General features: G+C 44.3%; 16 protein-coding genes and 1 pseudogene. 11 read left to right on the forward strand and 6 right to left on the reverse strand.

What is annotated here, in order from left to right; genetic code table 11:
* Positions 1-9: 9 nt before the first annotated feature.
* From AC1DV1_RS01195 to AC1DV1_RS01205, 3 genes are read right to left on the reverse strand one after another with little or no spacing between them, the layout of a single operon-like run.
* Positions 10-1,098 carry a SusE domain-containing protein gene (locus AC1DV1_RS01195; protein WP_477354003.1) on the reverse strand — a complete coding sequence of 363 codons (1,089 nt, stop codon included), beginning with the start codon at positions 1,096-1,098 and terminating at the stop codon, positions 10-12.
* Between the two features lie 14 nt (positions 1,099-1,112).
* Positions 1,113-2,591, reverse strand: a complete 1,479-nt coding sequence (locus AC1DV1_RS01200; protein ID WP_477354005.1) for a RagB/SusD family nutrient uptake outer membrane protein — start codon at positions 2,589-2,591, stop codon at positions 1,113-1,115.
* A 7-nt stretch (positions 2,592-2,598) separates the two neighbouring features.
* Entirely contained in the window at positions 2,599-5,556 is a 2,958-nt protein-coding gene (locus AC1DV1_RS01205; RefSeq protein WP_477354007.1) for a SusC/RagA family TonB-linked outer membrane protein, read from the reverse strand.
* 316 nt (positions 5,557-5,872) lie between these two features.
* On the opposite strand from AC1DV1_RS01205, the gene AC1DV1_RS01210 reads away from it, so the two are divergent.
* Positions 5,873-7,612 carry a tetratricopeptide repeat protein gene (locus AC1DV1_RS01210; RefSeq protein WP_477354009.1) on the forward strand — a complete coding sequence of 580 codons (1,740 nt, stop codon included), beginning with the start codon at positions 5,873-5,875 and terminating at the stop codon, positions 7,610-7,612.
* Between the two features lie 10 nt (positions 7,613-7,622).
* Positions 7,623-8,120 carry a hypothetical protein gene (locus AC1DV1_RS01215; protein WP_477354011.1) on the forward strand — a complete coding sequence of 166 codons (498 nt, stop codon included), beginning with the start codon at positions 7,623-7,625 and terminating at the stop codon, positions 8,118-8,120.
* A 16-nt stretch (positions 8,121-8,136) separates the two neighbouring features.
* Here AC1DV1_RS01215 and AC1DV1_RS01220 read toward each other — a convergent pair whose 3' ends face one another.
* Complete coding sequence (locus AC1DV1_RS01220; RefSeq protein ID WP_477354013.1) at positions 8,137-9,765, reverse strand: DUF6377 domain-containing protein; 1,629 nt, start codon at positions 9,763-9,765, stop codon at positions 8,137-8,139.
* Between the two features lie 161 nt (positions 9,766-9,926).
* Here AC1DV1_RS01220 and AC1DV1_RS01225 point away from each other — a divergent pair, with 161 nt between their 5' ends.
* Together AC1DV1_RS01225 and AC1DV1_RS01230 are read left to right on the forward strand one after the other, a co-directional pair.
* Positions 9,927-10,778 carry a helix-turn-helix domain-containing protein gene (locus AC1DV1_RS01225; protein WP_274209740.1) on the forward strand — a complete coding sequence of 284 codons (852 nt, stop codon included), beginning with the start codon at positions 9,927-9,929 and terminating at the stop codon, positions 10,776-10,778.
* Between the two features lie 155 nt (positions 10,779-10,933).
* Positions 10,934-11,566 carry an SIP domain-containing protein gene (locus AC1DV1_RS01230; RefSeq protein WP_477354015.1) on the forward strand — a complete coding sequence of 211 codons (633 nt, stop codon included), beginning with the start codon at positions 10,934-10,936 and terminating at the stop codon, positions 11,564-11,566.
* Here the strand turns inward: AC1DV1_RS01230 and pdxR are convergent.
* Complete coding sequence (pdxR, locus tag AC1DV1_RS01235) at positions 11,541-13,040, reverse strand: MocR-like pyridoxine biosynthesis transcription factor PdxR (RefSeq protein WP_477354017.1); 1,500 nt, start codon at positions 13,038-13,040, stop codon at positions 11,541-11,543. The genes AC1DV1_RS01230 and pdxR overlap by 26 nt on opposite strands.
* A gap of 83 nt (positions 13,041-13,123) precedes the next feature.
* Here pdxR and AC1DV1_RS01240 point away from each other — a divergent pair, with 83 nt between their 5' ends.
* Together AC1DV1_RS01240 and AC1DV1_RS01245 are read left to right on the forward strand one after the other, a co-directional pair.
* The gene (locus AC1DV1_RS01240) at positions 13,124-13,570 is read left to right on the forward strand and encodes a DoxX family membrane protein (protein ID WP_477354019.1); all 447 of its coding nucleotides are present in this window, start codon (positions 13,124-13,126) and stop codon (positions 13,568-13,570) included.
* A 7-nt stretch (positions 13,571-13,577) separates the two neighbouring features.
* Positions 13,578-14,573 carry an EamA family transporter gene (locus AC1DV1_RS01245; protein WP_477354021.1) on the forward strand — a complete coding sequence of 332 codons (996 nt, stop codon included), beginning with the start codon at positions 13,578-13,580 and terminating at the stop codon, positions 14,571-14,573.
* Positions 14,574-14,713: 140 nt separating this feature from the next.
* Here AC1DV1_RS01245 and pgi read toward each other — a convergent pair whose 3' ends face one another.
* Positions 14,714-16,360: a glucose-6-phosphate isomerase gene (gene pgi / locus AC1DV1_RS01250; RefSeq protein WP_477354024.1), complete on the reverse strand. Its 1,647-nt coding sequence runs from the start codon at positions 16,358-16,360 to the stop codon at positions 14,714-14,716.
* A gap of 252 nt (positions 16,361-16,612) precedes the next feature.
* On the opposite strand from pgi, the gene AC1DV1_RS01255 reads away from it, so the two are divergent.
* The 5 genes and pseudogenes from AC1DV1_RS01255 (at position 16,613) to AC1DV1_RS01275 (ending at position 20,732) form a co-directional block, all read left to right on the forward strand.
* Positions 16,613-17,050: a hypothetical protein gene (locus tag AC1DV1_RS01255; RefSeq protein ID WP_477354026.1), complete on the forward strand. Its 438-nt coding sequence runs from the start codon at positions 16,613-16,615 to the stop codon at positions 17,048-17,050.
* A gap of 99 nt (positions 17,051-17,149) precedes the next feature.
* Positions 17,150-18,242 (forward strand): peptide chain release factor 2 gene (gene prfB, locus AC1DV1_RS01260; RefSeq protein ID WP_143065359.1). Its coding sequence is split into 2 segments (ribosomal slippage): positions 17,150-17,209 and positions 17,211-18,242, totalling 1,092 coding nucleotides; the frame shifts between segments, so codons are not numbered across the junction.
* A gap of 510 nt (positions 18,243-18,752) precedes the next feature.
* Positions 18,753-18,869: pseudogene (prfB, locus tag AC1DV1_RS01265) on the forward strand (peptide chain release factor 2); the annotation flags it as partial.
* A gap of 182 nt (positions 18,870-19,051) precedes the next feature.
* Positions 19,052-20,065 carry a sensor histidine kinase gene (locus tag AC1DV1_RS01270; protein ID WP_477354028.1) on the forward strand — a complete coding sequence of 338 codons (1,014 nt, stop codon included), beginning with the start codon at positions 19,052-19,054 and terminating at the stop codon, positions 20,063-20,065.
* Entirely contained in the window at positions 20,055-20,732 is a 678-nt protein-coding gene (locus tag AC1DV1_RS01275; RefSeq protein ID WP_477354030.1) for a LytR/AlgR family response regulator transcription factor, read from the forward strand. Before AC1DV1_RS01270 ends, AC1DV1_RS01275 begins: the two co-directional genes overlap by 11 nt.
* Positions 20,733-20,780 lie beyond the last annotated feature (48 nt).

A 20,780-nucleotide genomic window follows, 5' to 3' on the forward strand; every position in this document is an offset into this window, starting at 1 on the left:
CCTTACCGGTTAATTTTTCTTTAACTTAAAGTTGTAATTGTTTGGATCATGCAAATCCAGTGTAATGGTATAATTACCATTTGACGGTACAGTTAAGTTACCTAACGAGCCGTTGTACGGTAATGCAGGGTTATCGGCGTATTGAATTTTGCCATCTGCTGTGATACCAAAATCAATAGCCCACTGGTTATTGGCCCTGAACTTAAACGAACCACTGGCAAGCATATTGGCTGTAACTGTCCATACCTGTTTAGCGGCATCGTAGGTCATTTGGGTATCATTGCTCCAGCCGCCTGGTGTGGCATCGCCAATTATTCCCCAGGTAACCAGGGTGTATGACCAGGTAAGGGTTTGCGGGTTGGCAACCAGTTCATAAACACCCGGGCCAGGCAAAACCAAATCGCCTTTGGTACCATCGGTGGTTAATAAGCCCGCGCCGCCATCGCCGTAATTGATGTGGTTCCAATCGGGCGCGCTGGTAAACTTAAAGTGGTAGCTGCCGCCTGCAGGCTCATAAATATAGCCCTCATAAATGTTAGGTACCGATGCCGCTACTGTTCCAGCAGTGCCCGGCGACCAGCCCTGGTAATCGCCCGGAAGGTATAATACCGGGTAATTGTTGCTTGGTGGCAGGATAATTTTATACGGGCTTATAGTTAATGTTACCGCTTTTGAATAAGCATTTCTATCCTGGTAGGCCTGCACCCTGAACACCATTTTACCCACTTCATTTGGCGTAACGCCTAACGCAAGGGCAAGGGTGTTTAAATCGCTGCCTTTGTAGGTTTTGGTTAGTACATCGTTTCCAATCAATACCGATGTAGCGTTTTGCCAAGCGGTTGCACCTACAGTATCGGCAGGCAAATCGGCTTGCAGGGTGTAGGTTACGTGCGATTTGTAAGGGTAAACTACCGCAGGCCAGGTAAAGGTAATTACCGACTGATCGTCGGTAGTAGCAGACAGGGTGACTGTGGTTGTTGAGGCTGTCATGTTACCCGTAAAGGCAACCGGTTTCAGCGTGGTCAACTCCGCCTGCTTATGGCAGGCAACGGTCACGAAGGCCATTGCTGCAAATGTTAAGTTGATTATTTTTTTCATCACTTTATGAATAATTAATAACCTGGATTTTGTTTCAACGTGGTATTGGCGTTAAGCGCGTCGGTCGGTATCGGGAACAGCATCCTGTAGGCAGGTGTAGTTTGAACAAAACCGTGCGGCAGCAAAAACTTGCCAAACCTGATCATATCCTGCCTGCGGTGGCCTTCCATGTTCAATTCAAATCCACGCTCATCGTAAATGTTATCTAACGTAGGCGCGGCAATATCACCTAAGCCTGCACGCTCCCTAACCAGGTTAAGGAATGGGGCAGCTGCGGCGGTGTTTCCTAAACGCACATTACATTCGGCTTGCATCAGCAATACATCAGCATAACGGTAAACCGGGAAATCATTTGATTCGCCACTGCCGTCTGATGGTTTTACCGGGAAAAATTTATCATCCCTGATGCCTTCATCGGCTCCGGCACCCGGATCGATTAATGAGGATACCTCTTTGGTGTAGGTAATGCCGCCTGCCTGCGCGCCAATGAGGAATTGTTTTTTCCTGATGTCGGCGTTATCAAACTTATCATAAAACTCAGATGGGATAATGGTGCCATTCCAACCTGCAAAACCAATAAGGGCTACGCCGTTGGGGCTGTTTAAGCTCCGGATGGTATAAATGTTACCGCTTATGATGTTTTGTGTAATGTACAATGCAAATATGGTTTCGTCATTAGGGCATACATCGCCAAAAAGGTCGTAGTATGAATTGCCTAAGGCGCTGCCTGTATTTGCACCGGCAGGGTGTAATGTATAACCACCCGATGCTACTTTGGTGGCAGCCGCCAGGGCCTCGGCCCAATGCGGGGTACCGGTATACACCTGCGCGTTTAAATAAACTTTAGCTAATACCATGTAGCCGGCCCATTTGTTAAAACGACCGTAGTAAGAACCGCCCCGTGTTTCAGAAAGCAGGTCGACATTGGCTTTAAGCTCGGTTACAATAAAATTGTAAATGTCGGCCCTTTTGGCTTGCGGAATTTTTGAAACGTTGGTGTTATTGTCTGTGTAAAAAGGTACATCACCAAAATCATCTATCAACAGGTAATAAATCCAGGCGCGCATCACCTTAGCTTCGGCAATTTTTGACGGATCGGCTTTGGCAGATGTAAGCTGGGCTATAGCCAGGTTTGCACTATAGATGGTTGAATAGGCCCAGTTCCAGGTATTGTTAATAATACCCAGGTTAGGCAGTTCGGTACGGGTATACAGCTGGGCAAAATCAAGTTGCCAGTCGCCAGATTTGCGGTGAGGTATCACCTGCTCATCAGATGAGAAACTGTTTAAATCGTACCAGCAATTATCGCGGCCGGCATAGTTTGAGCCCCAGCTGCCGGTAATTTTTGAGTACACATTGGCTAACGCGTCATCAGCACCCGCCGGGGTTGAATAAAACTGGTCAGCAGCATATTTGTCATACACATGCTCATTAACCTTGGTACAGCTGGCAGCAAGGCTAATAATACAAATACTGATTAATATTTTTTTCATGATCAAATTATTTTAGAATAACATTTAAACCTAAAGAAAAGGTCCTGGTGCGCGGATAGGTACCGTAGTCGCCGCCCGATGAGCTGTCGCCGCTCACGTTTACCTCGGGATCAAGTCCTTTGTATTTAGTTATAATGGCAAGGTTTTGGCCGGTTACAGATAAGCGCAAAGCGCTTACGTATTTAACTTTGGCCAGGTTAAACCTGTATCCTAATGATAGGTTTTCCCATCTTAAAAATGATCCGCTTTCTAACCAAAGGTCAGACCCGTAAGGCGACGATTGGATATTTAATGGTACCGCGCTGGTAACCACGTTTGATTTACCAAGGTTTTCTAATAAGCTTAAGCTTTGACGAAGGCCATTGTAAATTTTATTACCGCCCGATCCGCGCCAAACCATTGATGCATCAAAGTTTTTGTAAGTAAAGCTTGGGGTAAAGGCATAAGTATATTTAGGCTGTGCCTGTCCTTCTTCATACCTGTCTTTACTTTGCGAACCCTGGTCAATGGTGCCGTTTTTATCGCGGTCAACAACGGTTTCGGCATTGTTGGCATCTTTGCCCAGGTGTTTTAAAATAAGGAAAGTACCTACAGGTTTGCCCACAACAAGGTAAGCGTTTGGTCCCCAGCCAACATAGTTGGTAGGTACATCAAACCCTTGAATATTGCCGCCTAATTTAAGCACCTTGCTTTGCAGCAATGAGCCGTTTGCAGCAAGTGTAAGCGTCATATCCTGCTTTTTGATAACCATATAGCTTAATGAAAGTTCAACACCCTGCGAGCGTAAGCTACCTACGTTTGCCAGGATATTGTTTACAAAAAACTGGCCTACAACAGGTACTGTGTAATGGTATAACAGGTTATCGGTAGTAGCCCTGTACACATCAAAAGTACCGTTTAGCCTATCGTTAAACATCGCGAAATCGAAACCGGCGTTGGCCTGTTTACGTGTTTCCCACTTTAGGTTAGGGTTGGCATTTTGTGTATAAAAATAGTTAGGGATGGTTGTGCCGCCAAAAAATACCGAACCCGCCTGGCCTACTAAAGCAATAGAGTTTTGTGGTGAAATGCCTTGCTGGTTACCGGTAACACCATAGCCCACGCGCAGTTTAAAGCTGCTGAACAGGGTTTGGTTTTTCATGAAATCTTCCTGGTCAACACGCCATGCAAGCGCGGCCGAAGGGAAGTTACCCCATTTGTTATTAACCCCAAATACGGTTGAACCATCGCGCCTGATGCTGGCGGTTAGCAGGTATTTGTTGTTGTAAGAATAATGGATTTGGCCGATGTAAGAAATTAATCTCCTGTCGTTTTTGTATGACGAAATATCATTCTGCAAAAACTTAGAAAAATCGCCAAGTTGTAAAGCATTATAAGTAGCAAAATCGTTTACAAAGCCGCGGCCTTGCGCAAAGCTGCCGTTATAAGTTTGTGCCTGCCATTCGTAAATAGCCGATGCATCAAAATGGCTTAAGCCAAATTCGTGCTTGTAGCTTAAGCTGATATCCATCAGTTTTTCGTCAACATGGTTATTGCTGATATTGGCAATACCTTTATTATCAATAGCGGTTGATATGGTTGATGTTGCCGGGGCGTAATAGCCGGTGTTGGTGTCAGATTTTCTCCAGCTGCCAAACCATCCTGCCGATATCCCTTTATATATATCAAGATCGCCCTTTAAACTGGTAAACAGGTTGTTGGTGTTCACATCGTTTTTAACGGTTTTTGCAACCGCGTATGGGTTAATGTACTGGAACACGTTAGGATCTGAATAATAGGTTCCATCAGTGTTGTACACAGGGTCGGTTGGTCTTGATATGTAGGTATTACTAATCAGGTTTGATGTAAATGCTGCGCGACCAATGCCAATAGGGCTGTACACATCATTGTTAATCCCGCTGTTAACGTTCATGGTGATGGTTAATTTATCATCCAACGCTTTTTGGGTAGCGGTAATCCGGCCTATATATTTTTTATAGTTGGAATTGATAACAATACCTGTTTGGGTAATGGCGCTTACCGAAGCACGGTAATTAAAACCATTGGTACCACCGCCAAATGCAAGGTTGTGGTTTTGGGTAACACCATTTTGCGTAAGCAGGTTAAACCAATCGGTATTTGAACCATGATTGGCCGCTGCTTCTACACCTTGTTTTTCGGCCTGGGCAGTCCATTGCGCAGCTGATAATAGTTGCAATTTGTGAGATATCACATCCAGCGAACTGTTTTCATTATATTCAACGCTGCTTTTACCGGCGGCGGTTTTCCTGGTAGTAATCAGGATTACACCCGGCGCGCCACGCGAACCGTAAATAGCTGTGGCAGAAGCGTCTTTCAAGATGTCTATTGATGCAATTTCACTTGGCGGTACCTGGTTTAACAGGTCCATATTGCCCTGGATACCATCAACAACCACCAGCGGATCATTACCACCCTGTAACGATGTTAAACCACGGATGCGCACTGTTGGCGCAACACCTGGTTCGCTGCCTACCTGGGTAATAATTACGCCGGCCGCTTTACCTGCAATTTGCTGTAAAGGGTTGGTAACCGAACCCGGGTTGAGGTCTTTGGCGCTAATAGTAGCAACCGCACCGGTCAAATCAGATTTTTTAACGGTACCGTAACCCATAACCACCACTTCGGTTAAGGCTTTCGATGAGGGAACTAATTGAAAAGTGGGATTTTCGTTGGCTTTGATTACCCGCTCCAGCACATCGTAGCCAACAAAAGTAACCTGTACGGTTAATGCCTGTTGCGCATCGCCCGTAAGCGAAAACATACCATTAGCATCTGTTACCGTTGTTTGAGATGCGCCTTTAACGTGCACTGTGGCGCCAGGTAATGGCTGGTTAAGATCATCAACCACTTTGCCCCTGAAAGCGCCTTTTTGAGCAAAAGAAGCTATCGCCGAGATTAAAAGGAGCACAGTCAGGCCGTACTTAAATAAGTAAACTTTTTTCATGTAAAATTGGTTTTAAAAATTGGTTTTTGCAGATGTACCATAGCTGGCAAATCCGAATCAAATAAAAGGAGGGAATTTTGGCTAATCAATAGCCTGAAGGTTCAATATAGAAAATATAGACAGAATAATATTGTTAATTACTTGATTATTAGATATTTGTTTTGGTGTTTTAAAGGCTGTAATATAGATTTAATATGGGGCGATATAGATGGGTTTTGAGTAGATGATTGGGGCTGTTGGGGGAAATAGTTGCAAAGCTGCCAATTATTCATCACATAAAAACTTAAATTGCAGTATCTTCAGCAATCCACAACAGATGAAAATAAAAATAGCCCTGGTCATATGCCCCGCATTGGTCGTTATTTTTTTAACCGGTCAGTCTTTTTATCACCGGTATCAAAAAAAAATCACAAAAACCGCGTTTTTGTATAAGGCTATTACACGTCCCGTGGTACTTTGCAGCGGCGGGTACAACCTGGCAGATGATTTAAAAGAAATTCCTGCTTTAAATGGCTGCGGAAATTATAAATGGAAAATCACTACCTCGTCTGACAGCGCCCAGTTTTATTTTAACCAGGGCCTGAGCATGTATTACGCTTTTCATTCTATTGAAGCCATAGCGTCATTTACCAAGGCAACCCGGTTTGATCCGGAATGCGCCATGGCCTGGTACGGCCGGTCGCTGGCTATGGGGCCAACCATCAATTACCCTAATGGTTACGCCCCGCCCACCGATGCTTACGAGGCATCAGTAAACAGCCGCAACTTTGCCAATAAATGCACGCCGTTGGAGCAAGCACTTATTGCGGCAATGCAACAGCGGTATAGTAAAGATACCACCATCACCGTGTTACAGTTACGCAGCAATTATGCCAGTGCCATGCAAAAGGTTTATGCCAGCTACCCTAAAAATGCCGAGGTGATAACATTATATGCCGATGCCCTGCTATTGCTACATCCCTGGGATTTATACACCCATGATTTTAAACCCAAACCATGGACGCCGGAGATACGCGCATTATTGGAGCAGGCTATTGCAATAAGCCCCAAACATCCGGGAGCCAATCATTTTTATATCCATACCATGGAGGCATCGGCCACGCCGCAACTGGCTTTAAAAAGCGCGCATTTGCTGGATACCTTAATGCCGCTGGTATCACATATTACACACATGCCATCGCATATTTACATACGTACGGGTAATTACCAGCAAGGTATTACAAATAATAACGCAGCGATTGCCGGTTTTAATTATTACGCGGGCCTTTACAACCCGGTGGTTAACGGGGCAGTGTTGTATCAAACGCATAACATTCACCTTAAAGTAAATTGCGCGCAAATGGGCGGTAACTATAAGGCGGCCATTAACGGGGCCAATGAAGCAAAGGCTACCATTATACCTGATTACCTGGCCGCCAAAGGGGCTGATGGTAATTTTTTTCAATACGTTTATATGCAGCCTGCGCTAACAGATGTGCGCTTTGGCAAATGGGACGATATTTTAAACACCCAGGTAGGCGATACTCTTGCCTATGCATCGGTATTGCTTCATTTTGCAAAGGGCATGGCCTGGTGCGGTAAGGGCGATGTACAAAAAGCCGCCTCAGAACTAAAATTGATGGAAGCCGGTTTAACAGCTGCATTGTTAAAAGCACCTATAGATAATTTCAGTTCGGCATTTGAGGCCGCCGGCGTGGGCCACCTGATATTGCAAGGCAATGTTGCTGCCACGCAAAAAAACTATGGTGCAGCAATCACTACTTTACAACAAGCAGTTATAGCCGAGGATAAACTCATTTATAACGAACCCCGCGACTGGCCCTTACCCGCCCGGCATTACCTGGGCAATGTTTTGCTAAAAGCAGGCCGTTACAACGAGGCCGTGGCTGTGTTAAATAAAGACCTGCAAATAAACCCCAACAATGGCTGGGCGCTTACAGGTTTGCAGTGGGCCTATCAAAATGAGGGGAATGCGCTCGCTTTAAACAAAGTAAAACAACGTTTAAAAACCGCCTGGAAAATAAAGGATGTGGAGATAGACAGACCTGTTTTTTAATGCTTCTATAATGAAAATGCTTATCAATTTGACCTTTTTCCTCTTGTTAACCTCTGCGGGCTGTTTTGCACAATCAAAACAAGAGGTCGACAAATTATTGGGTGATATTTATAAAACAGGCAACTCAAAAAATATCATTACCAATGCTTCGGCAAAAAAGTTAAAAGCTTATGGGAGCAAATTGCTGCACACGATAACAGCCTATTTTGGCGACACCTCGACCACCGGTATTCGTTCCGATTGCCAGGACAGGTTTTTAAATAAGGGAGAGGTAGCGATTATTATGGCCGACCATATAGAGCCGATGCCATATTATACAGTAACAGGTATCCAGAATTGCATACTTGACTATTGTAAAGGCAATCCCAACCTGATAGAATATTATTTATGGGCTATAAAACGTGATGGGGTATTGTTATTTCAAAAACGCTATACTATCTGGCTAAGCAGTGCCGACAGGCAAACATGGCCGCCTTATACTCATAATAAGAAGCGAAATAAAGTTTGAATTTAACAGCTTAAAACTACACCGCCTCTATTGCCATAATATGATCTTCAAACTCATCATTAGCGATAAATGATTTGTTTTTAATTCGGTTTTTGTAGGAGTAAATGGTATTTACCGAGTAGCCCAGCAGTTTGGCAATCCGGTCGTTATCGTGGATGCCCATGCGGATAAGGGCAAAGATGCGGTGCTCGGTGCTCAACAGCTGCCCGTCGGCAATGGCAATTTTATCGTCTTTGTGAAACAGGGCTTCAAACTTTTCGATAAAATCGGGGAAAAGGGAAAGAAAAACCTTATCGAAGGTATGGAACAACTGGTGCCTCTCGTTTTCCAGGTTCAGGCTTTTAATTGCTGCCTGGGCATCTTCGTAGCGTTTGCTGCTCAATTTTTTATCCAGCGATTTCTGGAAGCTTTCCAGCTTATCAATGTAGATGGAATTGATGTTGAAGTAATAGCCAATGTATTCATTCTTGATTTTATTGGCCGTACTTAAATTTCGATTTAGTGCTTCCAATGCAACGTTGCTTTCCTGTAACGATACATTGGCCTCCTTGATGAGGTTATCGGCAATGCGTAGCTTTTTAAGCTGGCGGAAGATGATGAACGCAAACATTACCACAAAAAGCACCAACACCGTAATTATAGAAGCGTAAATAATCAGCGACTTGCGTTGCTGTTCTATCGTACTGATGCGTTGCGCCTCGATGATGGGCAATATACTGCTGATGGCAACCTGCCGGTGGCGTGCCCCATAAAAGGTGGCATCGTCCATAGCTTGTTTGATATAGACGAAGGCGCTGTTCAGGTCGCCTTTTTTATACAGGAAATCGGCCAGCTTATAAATGGCGACTGTTTCTTTAGTGGCCGACTGCAAGTCGGCAATGGCCGCCTGGATCAATAATTGGGTCGATTTGTCCTGCTCGCCGAGCACTTCGTAGATGTAACTTAAAGAGCAGGCGCTTATGGCAAACTGGTTGGGCGTTAAGTTTTTTAACTTAAGCAGGGCGGTATAATCTTTTACGGCACCGGTATTATCGGCCTTGCGTAAGGCTTGCAGCCCCCTTAATGCATAATAGTTGTAGGTTCCGGGTGAGGCTAATGAAAGGGCCGAATCGATAAACTGAATGCCTTTGGGATTATACATAGCCGAGTAATCAACATTACGGTCAAAATCGGATAAGTCGAAATAGCTGCGTGCTTTCAGGAAGTAATACTCCACCTTATCGTCGGTTGATAGATATTGCAGATTGATACTGTTCAGGGTTTCCAGCGTCTCTTTAAACATGCCCGATGAAATGAGTGTAAAGCCCAGTTCCATTTTAGCAAAAGCCATGCGGTTAGGGTCGTTTAGTTTGGCGGCGGTTTCCTGTAGCTTTTTGGCGTAGTTATAGGCCGAATCGTAGCTGAAGTTTTTATACTCGTTATACAGCTGCTGATAAATATTATATTTTTTATCCAGGTCGTTGGCCTGGCTTAGCTGTTTGCCCAGCTCATCAATGCGGTTTGTTTTTTGCCTTACGTATACATCCTTATCGGCCAGTACCGCGTTGAGCTTGTTGAGCAACGAATCGGTGGCAACTGACTGTGCATAGCCCGGCCGGCTTATCGAAACAAATAAGAAAAATAAAAGATATAAGCCTGGCCTCATTTAATTAAAGGTAGTAACTGGATGTTCACCCCTAAAGATAGGCAAACATATTAAAATATGGCGTATGGTTTTTGGGGCGCGGTGTATTTCGACCACGCCCACAATTTTTCCACTCCGTTCATACACCCAATCACAATAAGCCCTAACTTGCCATCCTGAACATGAAAGACATTCCCGTACATCTTTTAAAGGAACGTGCCTCATCGGGCCTGGAGATCAATCGCTTTTTTAAGGGCGATAAACCCAAGGCCGATGAACCCCTGGGTGCGCACCGCGATGATCATTATATATTTTTTGTAATCGAGGGGGGATGGGGATCGCTGATGGTGGATTTTAACGAGATTGTGATACAGGAATCCTGTCTTTATTATGTGCTACCCGGGCAGGTGCACCATCGTATCCAAAACGAAGGCGCTTATGGATGGTTCATAGCGGTGGATACCATGCTGATACCGCCCGATTACCGTAATGTGTTTGAAAATCAATTACTGTTGCAGCAGCCTTATACCTTAAACGATGTACAAAAGCGGCAGTGCGAAAGCTTGCTTAACCTGTTATTTGAGCGGTACCGCGAGGACGAGCAGGCTGTTTTTAATTTATCTGTTGTGCATTCGCTGCTGCAATCGTTCCTGGGGATAGCTGCAGGCTGCTTTAGCCAAACGGGAAAGCCGGGTATGCTGATGTCTCGGCCGGTGCAGTTGGCGCAGGATTTTAAGAAACTGCTGGTTGAGCATGTACGTACGCTCAAAAGCCCGTCGGCCTATGCCGCTAAGCTCAACGTATCTGAAACGTACCTGAATGAGGCTTTAAAAAAGGCTACAGGACTGTCGGTAAGTTACTGGATTCAACAGGAAGTTATTTTGGAGGCTAAACGTTTGCTGTACTATAGCCAGCTGAATGTTAAAGAAATTGCACATGCGCTGGGGTATGAAGACCATGCCTATTTCTCGCGCCTGTTTAAAAAAGCAGAAGGTGTAACGCCACTCGCCTTCAAAGCCGATTACCGCAAATAGTCCAATCATTACCGCAGGTATGCCATTTTATCGCGCATAGATAAGCCTTTTCTTTGTGATAATAATTCTACATCACATGGAAACATCCACTCTGCAAAAATTAAAACAAAAAAAACGGCAAGCTATTTGAAGGCCGCCTGCAAACGGGCAATGTTTTGGAAGTAAGGTATTGGGAGCCCTGCACTTTAATTGAGGTTGACCTGCACCTGCCGCAAATAGATATGACCGGCTGGACCGAAATTCCTTACATTAAATTTAAGGTAGATAGCCTTACTTTCAGAGATTACACCCCATCGGGCTGGGATGCCGAAACCCAAACCTGCACCATTTATGTTGATGCCGCTCATAACGGCCCCGGCAGCAATTGGGCACGGTTGTTAAAAAAGGGCGATAAGGTAAATTATCTTAAAACGGGTACTACTAATCAAAGTCCCGTGGCTACATCGGCAATAGTTGCCCTTGGCGACGAAAGCAGCATGGGGCATTTACTGGCACTGCAAAAAATGGTGCTGCCCCATACCCGTTTTTCGGGCGGAATAGTAATTGGCAACGAGCATCACCGTAAATTATTCCAGGAATACTTTTGGACACCGCTGGAGCCAATAGCCCGCCGCGATGTTTATGGACATCACAGCCTCATTGAATGGGTGCTCGATCAGCGTTATAGTTTAGAGAACACCGTATTTTATTTAGCCGGCAATAATACCATGGTAGCCCAGTTACGCAAACTGCTCAAAGGGCAGGGGTATCCTTCGGGACAAATTAAGGTTCAGGGCTTTTGGGATTAAGCTTTTTAAATACGTCGGCCAATATTTTTACGGCTGTTTCCAGTTCCTTAGGGTTTAGGGATGCAAAACCTATCCTGACGTAGGGATGGGTGCCAGTGTTATGGTAAAAATAATCGCGGCCGTTATTAATGGTAAGGCCCATAGCCGATGCTTTTTCGGCCACATCGGCAGGGTTAATGCCGTCGGCATATTTAAGCCAAACGGCAAAGCCGCCATCGGGAATTTTAAAGCTTAACCAACTGTCAAGGTGCTCATTCAGCAGGGCGCAAAGTATATCGCGCCTTTCATGGTACAATTTATTGGCCTTTTTAAGGTGACGGCCTATGTCGCCATTTTTAAGCAGGTTGGCTATGGCTTCTTCCAGCAGGTGCTCGCCCTGGCGGTCAATCATTTTACGCAGCCTGGTTGCTTGCACAATCAGGTTGGCCGGTGCAACCATAAACCCAATGCGGATGCCGGGGGCTATAGTTTTACAAAACGAACCTACATATATCACACTGCCATAATAATCGGCACTGGCTAGGGGCAGTATGGGGCTGCTGGCATAATGAAAGTCGTAATCGTAATCGTCCTCAATAATGGCAAAGCGGTATTTGTGGGCCAGTTCAAGCAGGCGCATCCGGCGGTCGGCGCTCAGCGTTACCGTAGTAGGGCGATGGTGATGGGGGATAACGTATACAAGCTTTACTTTTTTCTGCTGGCAAATTTCTTCCACAGCATCCAGGTTTATGCCGTGTTCATCTACCGGTACCAGTTTTAATTTGGCCCCGGTTTGTTCAAAAACCTCGTTGGCGCCCGGGTATCCGGGGTCGGCGGCAATTACAACATCATTTTTGCTTAGCAGGATCTGGGCTGCCAGGTAAATGGCCATTTGTGCGCCCTTGGTAATCAGGATATCATCGGCGCTAACCTGCAGGCCACGGGTTTCGCCCAGGAAACGCGCCAGTTCGGTACGCAGGTTTACCGAACCCTGCTCGGGGCCGTAGGTTAAATACTTTTGGGTGAAATGGTAGTTGGCAAACCTGCGGTATTCGCGTACCAGTAACTCTACCGGGGCTACGCGGGTATCGGGGAAGCCATCGTCAAATGTTAGCAGCCCTGGCTTACCATCAGTAAACAAATCGGAGTAGGGCACTTTCTCGGTAACATCAAAATGGGTTTTTAGGGGGTAAGCATTTTGTTTTAATGTGTTGTTGATTGGCCGGGGCGATACATCGGGCAGGTTTTTGGCTACAAAAAACCCTTTACGCGCGTAAACATCTACCCAGCTTTGGGCATACAATTCATCATAGGCAGCCACAACTGTTTTTCTGTGAACTTTTATAGCGGCGGCAAGCAGTCTGCTGCTGGGCAGGGGCGATGCCGGTTTTAATGTGCCCTGCCTGATGTGCCCGATAATACTATTGGTTATCTGCAGATAAACCGCTATCTGTGCATCCTTATCAATGCTGATTAATCCTATGCTGAATTTCATACTGGACTATCTTGTTTGTATTTTCTGGACTATAAAGATAGGCCAACTGATGCGTAATTTTATACCAGTTAACAAAAAATGATATGCAACTTATTAAAAATTATGCCCTTCCGTCTGTCGCTTTGCGTGGTGCTTTGGCTACCAGCTACCTGTGGGAGGTGGCAGATCGCCTTGGTTTTTTTGGCGCCCATGGGCAACCCCATGTAGGCTGGGGCGATTGGCAGCACTTTATGGATTATGCCCGGCAGGTAATGGGCTTTTTGCCTTCCGGAATTATCCCCCCACTGGCTGTGATAGCAACCATTGGCGAGGCCGGCGTAGGGTTGTTATTGCTCGCGGGCTTGTTTACCCGTACGGCTGCATCACTTAGCTGCCTGCTTAGCCTGGCGTTTGCTTTGGCCATGGCTATATCAGGCGGTATCGAATCGCCGGTAGGTTATTCAGTTTTTACGGTGAGCGCGGCAAGCCTGCTGCTGGCCACACTGCCCGATTATAAATGGAGCATAGATTCAATCATCAACAAAAACTAAAACTATCATGACAGCAGTTAACCAACAAAAAGCACCCGCATTATTGGTGATCATAGCATTCGCTACAGTTTATATCGTTTGGGGCTCTACATACTTTTTTATCGGGATGGCGGTACACGGTTTCCCGGCTATGCTGATGGGGGCGCTCAGGTATACTACCGCAGGCCTGCTCATGCTGGGCTGGTGCGCTTACAGGGGCGATAAAATATGGGTAAAGCGGGACATCATCAATTCGGCTGTTAGCGGTATGCTGATGTTGTTTGTAGCTACCGGCATGGTAATTTGGGTTGAGCAAACTTTGCCCAGCGCCATGGTAGCCATCACAGTATCGGCCAGCCCCATTTGGTTTGTGGTGTTAGACAGGCCCAACTGGCGTGTTAACTTCAAAAGCAGATCGACCATTATCGGGCTAATTGTGGGCTTTGCCGGTGTTGTGCTGCTATTTGGCGAACAGGTAGCCAAAGCCCTTGCCGATAAACACCATACAACCAGTTTTTTGGGCATGACTTTACTGATTTTAGGCCCAATAGTTTGGGCGGCCGGCTCATTATATTCAAAGCATAACGTAAACAGCGGCCCGGCAAGGTTAAATACAGCCTGGCAAATGGTTATTGCCGGACTGGCTTTTATCCCCGCAGGTGTACTGCATCATGAGTTTAACGGTTTTAGTTTGGCACAAGTGCCTGCTTCATCATGGATTGCCATTGCCTACCTCATTATATTCGGATCCATTGGGGCATTTAGCGCATATGTTTGGCTGTTGCAGATAAGGCCGGCTACACAGGTAAGCACACACTCGTATGTAAACCCGGTAATCGCGGTGCTTTTGGGTGTATTGTTTGCGGGCGAGCAGATATCCGTTTTACAAGTTGTTGGGTTGGTTATTATCCTCATCAGCGTATTACTCATCAACCTGGTTAAATACCGTAAAGCTATGCCCCAAAAAAAGGTAGTGCCCATGCCTGGCTTATCAACTGCCGAGTTGCTGGTGAAAGCCTGTTAGCAAAGCCCCCTAACCCCCTGAAGGGGGAACGAATGTGCGGATTTTTAAACAACAAATGCCGGTTTCGAAGAAACCGGCATTTGTTGTTTATGCTAATCAAAAGCTCCCCCTTCAGGGGGCCGGGGGGCTTGGCTGCGTTCTTACCTCCATGCCTTGTACAAATTAATCAACCCGTTAGTTGACGAATCATGGCTGCTTATTTCGCTGTCGTCCTTTAATTCCGGCAGAATTTTGCCGGCTAATTGCTTGCCTAATTCAACACCCCATTGGTCAAAGCTATAAATGTTCCAGATAATGCCTTGAACGAAGATTTTGTGCTCGTACATGGCAATTAATGAACCCAGGCTGTGCGGAGTTATTTTTTTAAGCAGGAATGAGTTAGTTGGGCGGTTGCCTTCAAACACTTTAAATGGTGCAATGGCCGCAATTTCTGCTTCGGTTCTACCGGCGGCTTTTAACTCTTCAATAACTACTTCTTCTGTTTTGCCATTCATCAACGCTTCTGTTTGGGCAAAAAAGTTTGATAGTAACATGTTATGGTGCTCGCCAAGCGGATTGTGCGATTGTGCCGGAGCTATAAAATCACAAGGGATAAGTTTAGTGCCCTGGTGAATCAGCTGGTAAAAAGCGTGCTGGCCGTTGGTGCCTGGCTCGCCCCAGATGATCGGGCCGGTTGAGTACTCCACATGTTTGCCGTTACGGTCAACATGTTTACCGTTACTCTCCATATCGCCTTGTTGAAAATAGGCGGCAAAACGGTGCATGTATTGGTCGTACGGTAAAATGGCATTGGTTTCGGCTTCAAAGAAATTGTTATACCAGATGCCTAAAAGGGCAAGGGTTACCGGTATATTTTCTTCAAACGGCGCTGTTTTAAAATGATTGTCGGTAGCATGTGCGCCATCAAGCAGCTCGGCAAAATTATCAAAGCCGATGCTTAGGGCAATTGAAAGGCCGATGGCACTCCATAACGAGTAGCGGCCACCAACCCAATCCCAAAACTCAAACATGTTTTTAGTATCGATACCAAATTTTTCTACTGCGGCAGCGTTGGTTGATAAGGCAGCAAAGTGTTTGGCTACATCAGCCTCGGTAGCACCGGCGGCTAAAAACCAATCGCGGGCGCTGTGCGCGTTCCCCATGGTTTCCTGGGTAGTAAAAGTTTTTGATGCTATCAGGAACAAAGTAGTTTCGGGATCAACAATCTTCAGCGTTTCGGCTATGTGTGTGCCATCCACATTACTCACAAAATGCAGGTTGAGGTGGTTTTTGTAGGCTTTTAAAGCTTCGGTAACCATTACCGGGCCTAAATCAGAGCCTCCTATACCTATGTTTACCACATCGGTAATAGGTTTGCCGGTATAGCCCTTCCATGTGCCAGATATGATAGCTTCGCTAAACTCCTTCATATGATCAAGCACCTTATTTACATCGGGCATAACATCTTTGCCATCTACGTAAATTGGGGTATTGCTGCGATTACGCAAAGCAATGTGCAGTACCGGGCGGCCTTCGGTAACGTTAATGGTTTCGCCCGCAAACATGGCTTCTATTGCCTTATTTACTGAACATTCTTTGGCCAGTTGTATCAATAAGGCTATAGTTTCATCGTCGATGCGGTTTTTGGAATAATCCAGCAAAATCTCCTCAAACTGGATAGAGAATTTATTAAATCGCTGATCATCAGCATCGAATAGTTCTTTCAGGCTTTTTGATACAATATCAATGTAATGGTCGGCTAAGTATTTATAGCTCTGGGTGGTGGTGAAATCGATATTTGGCAACATAGTTGATGTGTTTTTGACAAAAGTAACAAGTTAATTGTTAGGTGGATATAAATTATCAAACTTACTATTCTCTGTGTTGTTTTAACACTACACACATAGTGTTTGTTTTACACCTAAAAATTACGAAAATTCAAAAAATATTTGCAAATTATTTTGATATTTAAAATTATTATTTGATATCTTTGTATTGTTGGTAATCAAATGAGTGATTTATCATCAATTTGTAAATTTCAGTATAAAATTGTTGCTACTATGTTTGGAAAACTTTTTTTGCTTGTAAAAAATAACGCCGGGACGGCAGTTATTAACAACCCTTCAATTCCTGTAAAATACCATGAAAGTGTGCTTATTGAAGCATCGAGCGCTATCATTGAGGTATTAAAAGGACAAATGGAAAACGGTAAATTGAAAGATTTAGTGAAGTATTTTCGCTCGTCGGGTATTTACAATCAATCATTAGTATCCAGTATGGTTAGTAGGTTTGCCAACAGGCTCAATACTTTTTATCATATCGACCCTGAACAGGCCATGATCGCCTCAAAAGCATTGATCCCGGCTGTGATGACCGAACTGGTAAAAGCGTCAAAAAGCGAGCAGGTTAAAGAATTTGGCCTTAAAAATATGCTTACCAAGCTAAATGGTAACCGTGCCGACTTAAGTTTGTTGGTTGACCGCGCCATGGTTGCTTAATATATTCACCTACCTTGTAAAACGGGTCTGCAGATTGTTAATACAATTTGCAGGCCTTTTTTTATTTATGCCGATAATCTAATTGCATATATTTGCCACATGACTAAAGAACAGATTCAGGATTTAAGGGATAGAGCAGCTTCCCTGAGGAGGCATCTTTGACATCGACAAGAAATTAGAGCTACTAAAAGCTGAACAGGAAATAACTATTGGTCCGCATTTTTGGGACCACCCGAAAGAGGCCGAAAAGGTACTGGCATCTATCAAAGTAAAAAAAGTTTGGACAGATGAGTTTCAAAAAGTATTGGCGGTAATTGAAGATACCGGCGTGCTGTTTGAATTTTACCAGGGCGGTGATGCTACCGAGGCCGAAATGCTGGAGCAGTATAACATGGCTATAAAGGCTGTAGAAGAGCTTGAATTTAAAAACATGCTCTCGGCCGAGGAAGATCAGTTTAACGCCGTACTGCAAATAACAGCAGGTGCAGGGGGTACCGAAAGCTGCGACTGGGCCGGAATGCTGATGCGTATGTACATTATGTGGGGCGAAAAGAACGGCTACAAAGTTACCGAGCAGGATTACCAGCCCGGCGATGTGGCCGGAGTAAAAACCGTAACCCTGCAATTGGAAGGTGATTTTGCCTACGGATACCTTAAAGGCGAAAACGGCGTACACCGTTTGGTCCGCGTATCGCCATTTGATGCCAATGCCAAGCGCCATACTTCGTTTGCTTCGGTTTATGTTTATCCGCTGGTTGATGATACCATCGAAATTGACATTAACCCAGCCGATATTGAGTTTGAGACTTTCCGCTCGGGCGGTGCCGGCGGACAAAACGTGAACAAGGTAGAAACCGCCGTGCGTTTATATCACAAACCATCGGGCATTATTATCAAAAACCAGGAGTCGCGCTCGCAGTTGCAAAATAAGGATAACGCTATCCGCTTGCTGAAATCGCAGCTATATGAAATTGAAATGCGTAAGCGCATGGAAATAAGTAATGCTATTGAGGGCAACAAAAAGAAAATAGAGTGGGGATCGCAGATCCGCAACTATGTGTTACACCCTTACAAGCTGGTGAAAGATTTGCGAACCGATCATGAAACCTCGAATGCCGCCGCCGTACTTGATGGTGAACTTAACGAGTTTTTGAAGGCCTACCTGATGGAGTTTGGCGGGCCCAAGAGTTAAAAAAATGCAGATTACAGGCAGGCAGAAAAGAGATTTATTGCTGATAGGGTATCACTTGATTTCCGCATTTGCGGTTGTCTACTTTATAAAGTCGGGCAATTTTAAAAGCGGCCCCTGTACGCTAAACTTAGATATCTTTGGTTTTTTTCTGGCGATATTGATTTCGATTGTATTAACGCTTACAGGAGCCATAATGACGATCAAAAGCAGGCAAAACAAATATTTTTTGCTCGTCAATTTGATGGCAATGCTGATATGGCTTTCCATTTTATTTTGGAATAGTTAATCATCCAATATTTAAAACAACAATAGCCACGGAATTACTCCAATCGCTGTTAAAAGGTGAAACTGAAGAGGGGTAGAGGCCGTCTCAAAAGTCCGAGAACAGCCTCTTTTTCTTTAATTTATTCGGATAGGCGGTGGAGAACGTTTTGTTATACGCGATTCTCAGACCCTCAATTTTACTTTTGAGACTGCCTCAAAAAGAGTTGAACTATTTGTCTTATTCTACTGGTGAAAGATTTGCGAACCGATCATGAAACCTCGAATGCCGCCGCCGTACTTGATGGTGAACTTAACGAGTTTTTGAAGGCCTACCTAATGGAGTTTGGCGGGCCTAAGAGTTAATATTTGATATTTTTAAATTATACCGGGGTTGTGTTATTGGGTTTTTACCGGTAACACCATTTTTATTTAATGCGCATATTTAACCCATTTTGCAGATACAAACCGGCAACTGGCAGAGTTTATTGATAAACCACGATCCTAAAAATGATTTTTGAACCATGTTTAATTTAAATAACAACAACATGAAAAAAACAGTTTGGGCAATTTCACTAAATATTGCCTATTGGTTTCCAAAACTCCTGCAAGCCTATTTTATCTTAAATTTAAATCCAGGTAATCCCCCCGGCAATTATTTAATTGTACCTGTTAGTTACGCCGGGCAGATTGTCATTTTTTATTTATTTTATTTTTTGTTTTTCTCGGTTTATTTGTCCAATCGCAAAATTTTCCTTTTTGTTGTTGCTGGTTTGCTGACTGCGGCATTAATAACGGCTGCGGAGTATTTGGGCTTGCGCGCTTTAGCGCCGGCTTCTTTCAATAATGTGGGGCTGGGTTTGGTAATTGGCAATATGATTACAGGAGTAATTTATTCGGCAGTTGCAGCCTGTTTAATCAGGGGGTTTGTAAATTGGTATGCCGATATCAGGTATAAAAAAGAGTTAGAAAGAAAAAATATCGAAACCGAGCTTGCGCTATTAAAAGCCCGGATTAATCCGCACTTTTTGTTTAACACGCTTAATAATATTGATGTGCTGATTGAAAAAGATGCCAAACAAGCCTCCATCTACTTAAAAAAACTCTCGGATATTTTGAGGTTTACACTTTATGAAAGTCCGTTGGAGCAAATTGAACTAAAGCAGGAGGTGGATTATATTGAGCAATATATCGAGTTGCAAAAAATTCGCACCGCCAACCCCGATTTTGTGAAGCTTACAGTAAATGGTAACCTGGATAACCGGCAAATTGCCCCCATGCTATTTATCCCTTATATCGAAAACGCGTTTAAGCACTCCACCAATAAAAAAATAAGTAACGCTATTGAAATTGGTATCGGTGTATTGGGCAATACCATTACTTTTACCTGTAGCAACGCCTATAATCAATCAACCGAGCTAAAGCAGCCGCATAGCGGCCTTGGGCTCGAATTGATAAACAATCGCCTTAACCTGCTTTATAAAGGAGCCTACGTGCTTAATATTACGCAGACAGATGAGCGTTTTAACGTAACATTAGCTATTAACCTGCATGGTAATTAATTGTATAATAATTGAGGACGAACCCCTGGCTATGGACCGAATCAGGGATTTTGTGCTTAAAGTGCCGTTTTTAAATTTACTGCAAAGCTTTGACAATGGTGTAGAGGCCATAGCTTTTATGCAAGCTCAAAAAGTAGAACTGCTTTTTTTAGATATACAAATGGATGGCTTTACGGGTATACAACTGCTGGAATGTTTGATAAAAAAGCCCGAGGTTATAATTACCACAGCCTTTGATAAATATGCCCTGCGCGGGTTCGATCTTAACGTGTGCGACTATCTTTTAAAACCCTTCACCTTTGAGCGTTTTATGCAGGGCGTAAATAAGGTTTATGATAAACTATCGGGCAGGGAGGAGGGTAAAACATTCATTTTTATAAAAACAGAATACCGGCTCGAAAAAATTAAGTTAGATGACCTGCTTTTTATTGAAGGCATGCGCGATTATCGCCGCCTGCATTTAAACGAAAAAAATATAATGACGCTGCAAACCTTTAGCGAGCTGGAGCTCGAACTCCCCGCCAGGCAATTTTGCAGGGTACACAAATCATTCATTGTTGCGCTTGATAAAATTGAAAGTATTGAGCGCGACCGCATCCGCATTAAAAATGAATTGATACCCGTGTCTGATACTTATAAAGAGAATTTTTATAAACAAATCAGGTAAGCATATTAGCAGTATGCTGCCAAATTCTAAGTCCCGCCTGCCACATAC

Source organism: Mucilaginibacter sp. P4_D1, from assembly GCF_056401935.1.

Coding starts and splice junctions, on each gene's coding strand:
- AC1DV1_RS01270 (WP_477354028.1), top strand. CDS start 19,052: ATGAAAAAAACAGTTTGGGCAATTTCACTAAATATTGCCTATTGGTTT.
- AC1DV1_RS01240 (WP_477354019.1), top strand. CDS start 13,124: ATGCAACTTATTAAAAATTATGCCCTTCCGTCTGTCGCTTTGCGTGGT.
- AC1DV1_RS01255 (WP_477354026.1), top strand. CDS start 16,613: ATGTTTGGAAAACTTTTTTTGCTTGTAAAAAATAACGCCGGGACGGCA.
- AC1DV1_RS01215 (WP_477354011.1), top strand. CDS start 7,623: ATGAAAATGCTTATCAATTTGACCTTTTTCCTCTTGTTAACCTCTGCG.
- AC1DV1_RS01195 (WP_477354003.1), bottom strand. CDS start 1,098: ATGAAAAAAATAATCAACTTAACATTTGCAGCAATGGCCTTCGTGACC.
- AC1DV1_RS01225 (WP_274209740.1), top strand. CDS start 9,927: ATGAAAGACATTCCCGTACATCTTTTAAAGGAACGTGCCTCATCGGGC.
- AC1DV1_RS01200 (WP_477354005.1), bottom strand. CDS start 2,591: ATGAAAAAAATATTAATCAGTATTTGTATTATTAGCCTTGCTGCCAGC.
- pdxR (WP_477354017.1), bottom strand. CDS start 13,040: ATGAAATTCAGCATAGGATTAATCAGCATTGATAAGGATGCACAGATA.
- AC1DV1_RS01245 (WP_477354021.1), top strand. CDS start 13,578: ATGACAGCAGTTAACCAACAAAAAGCACCCGCATTATTGGTGATCATA.
- pgi (WP_477354024.1), bottom strand. CDS start 16,360: ATGTTGCCAAATATCGATTTCACCACCACCCAGAGCTATAAATACTTA.
- AC1DV1_RS01220 (WP_477354013.1), bottom strand. CDS start 9,765: ATGAGGCCAGGCTTATATCTTTTATTTTTCTTATTTGTTTCGATAAGC.
- AC1DV1_RS01275 (WP_477354030.1), top strand. CDS start 20,055: ATGGTAATTAATTGTATAATAATTGAGGACGAACCCCTGGCTATGGAC.
- AC1DV1_RS01210 (WP_477354009.1), top strand. CDS start 5,873: ATGAAAATAAAAATAGCCCTGGTCATATGCCCCGCATTGGTCGTTATT.
- AC1DV1_RS01205 (WP_477354007.1), bottom strand. CDS start 5,556: ATGAAAAAAGTTTACTTATTTAAGTACGGCCTGACTGTGCTCCTTTTA.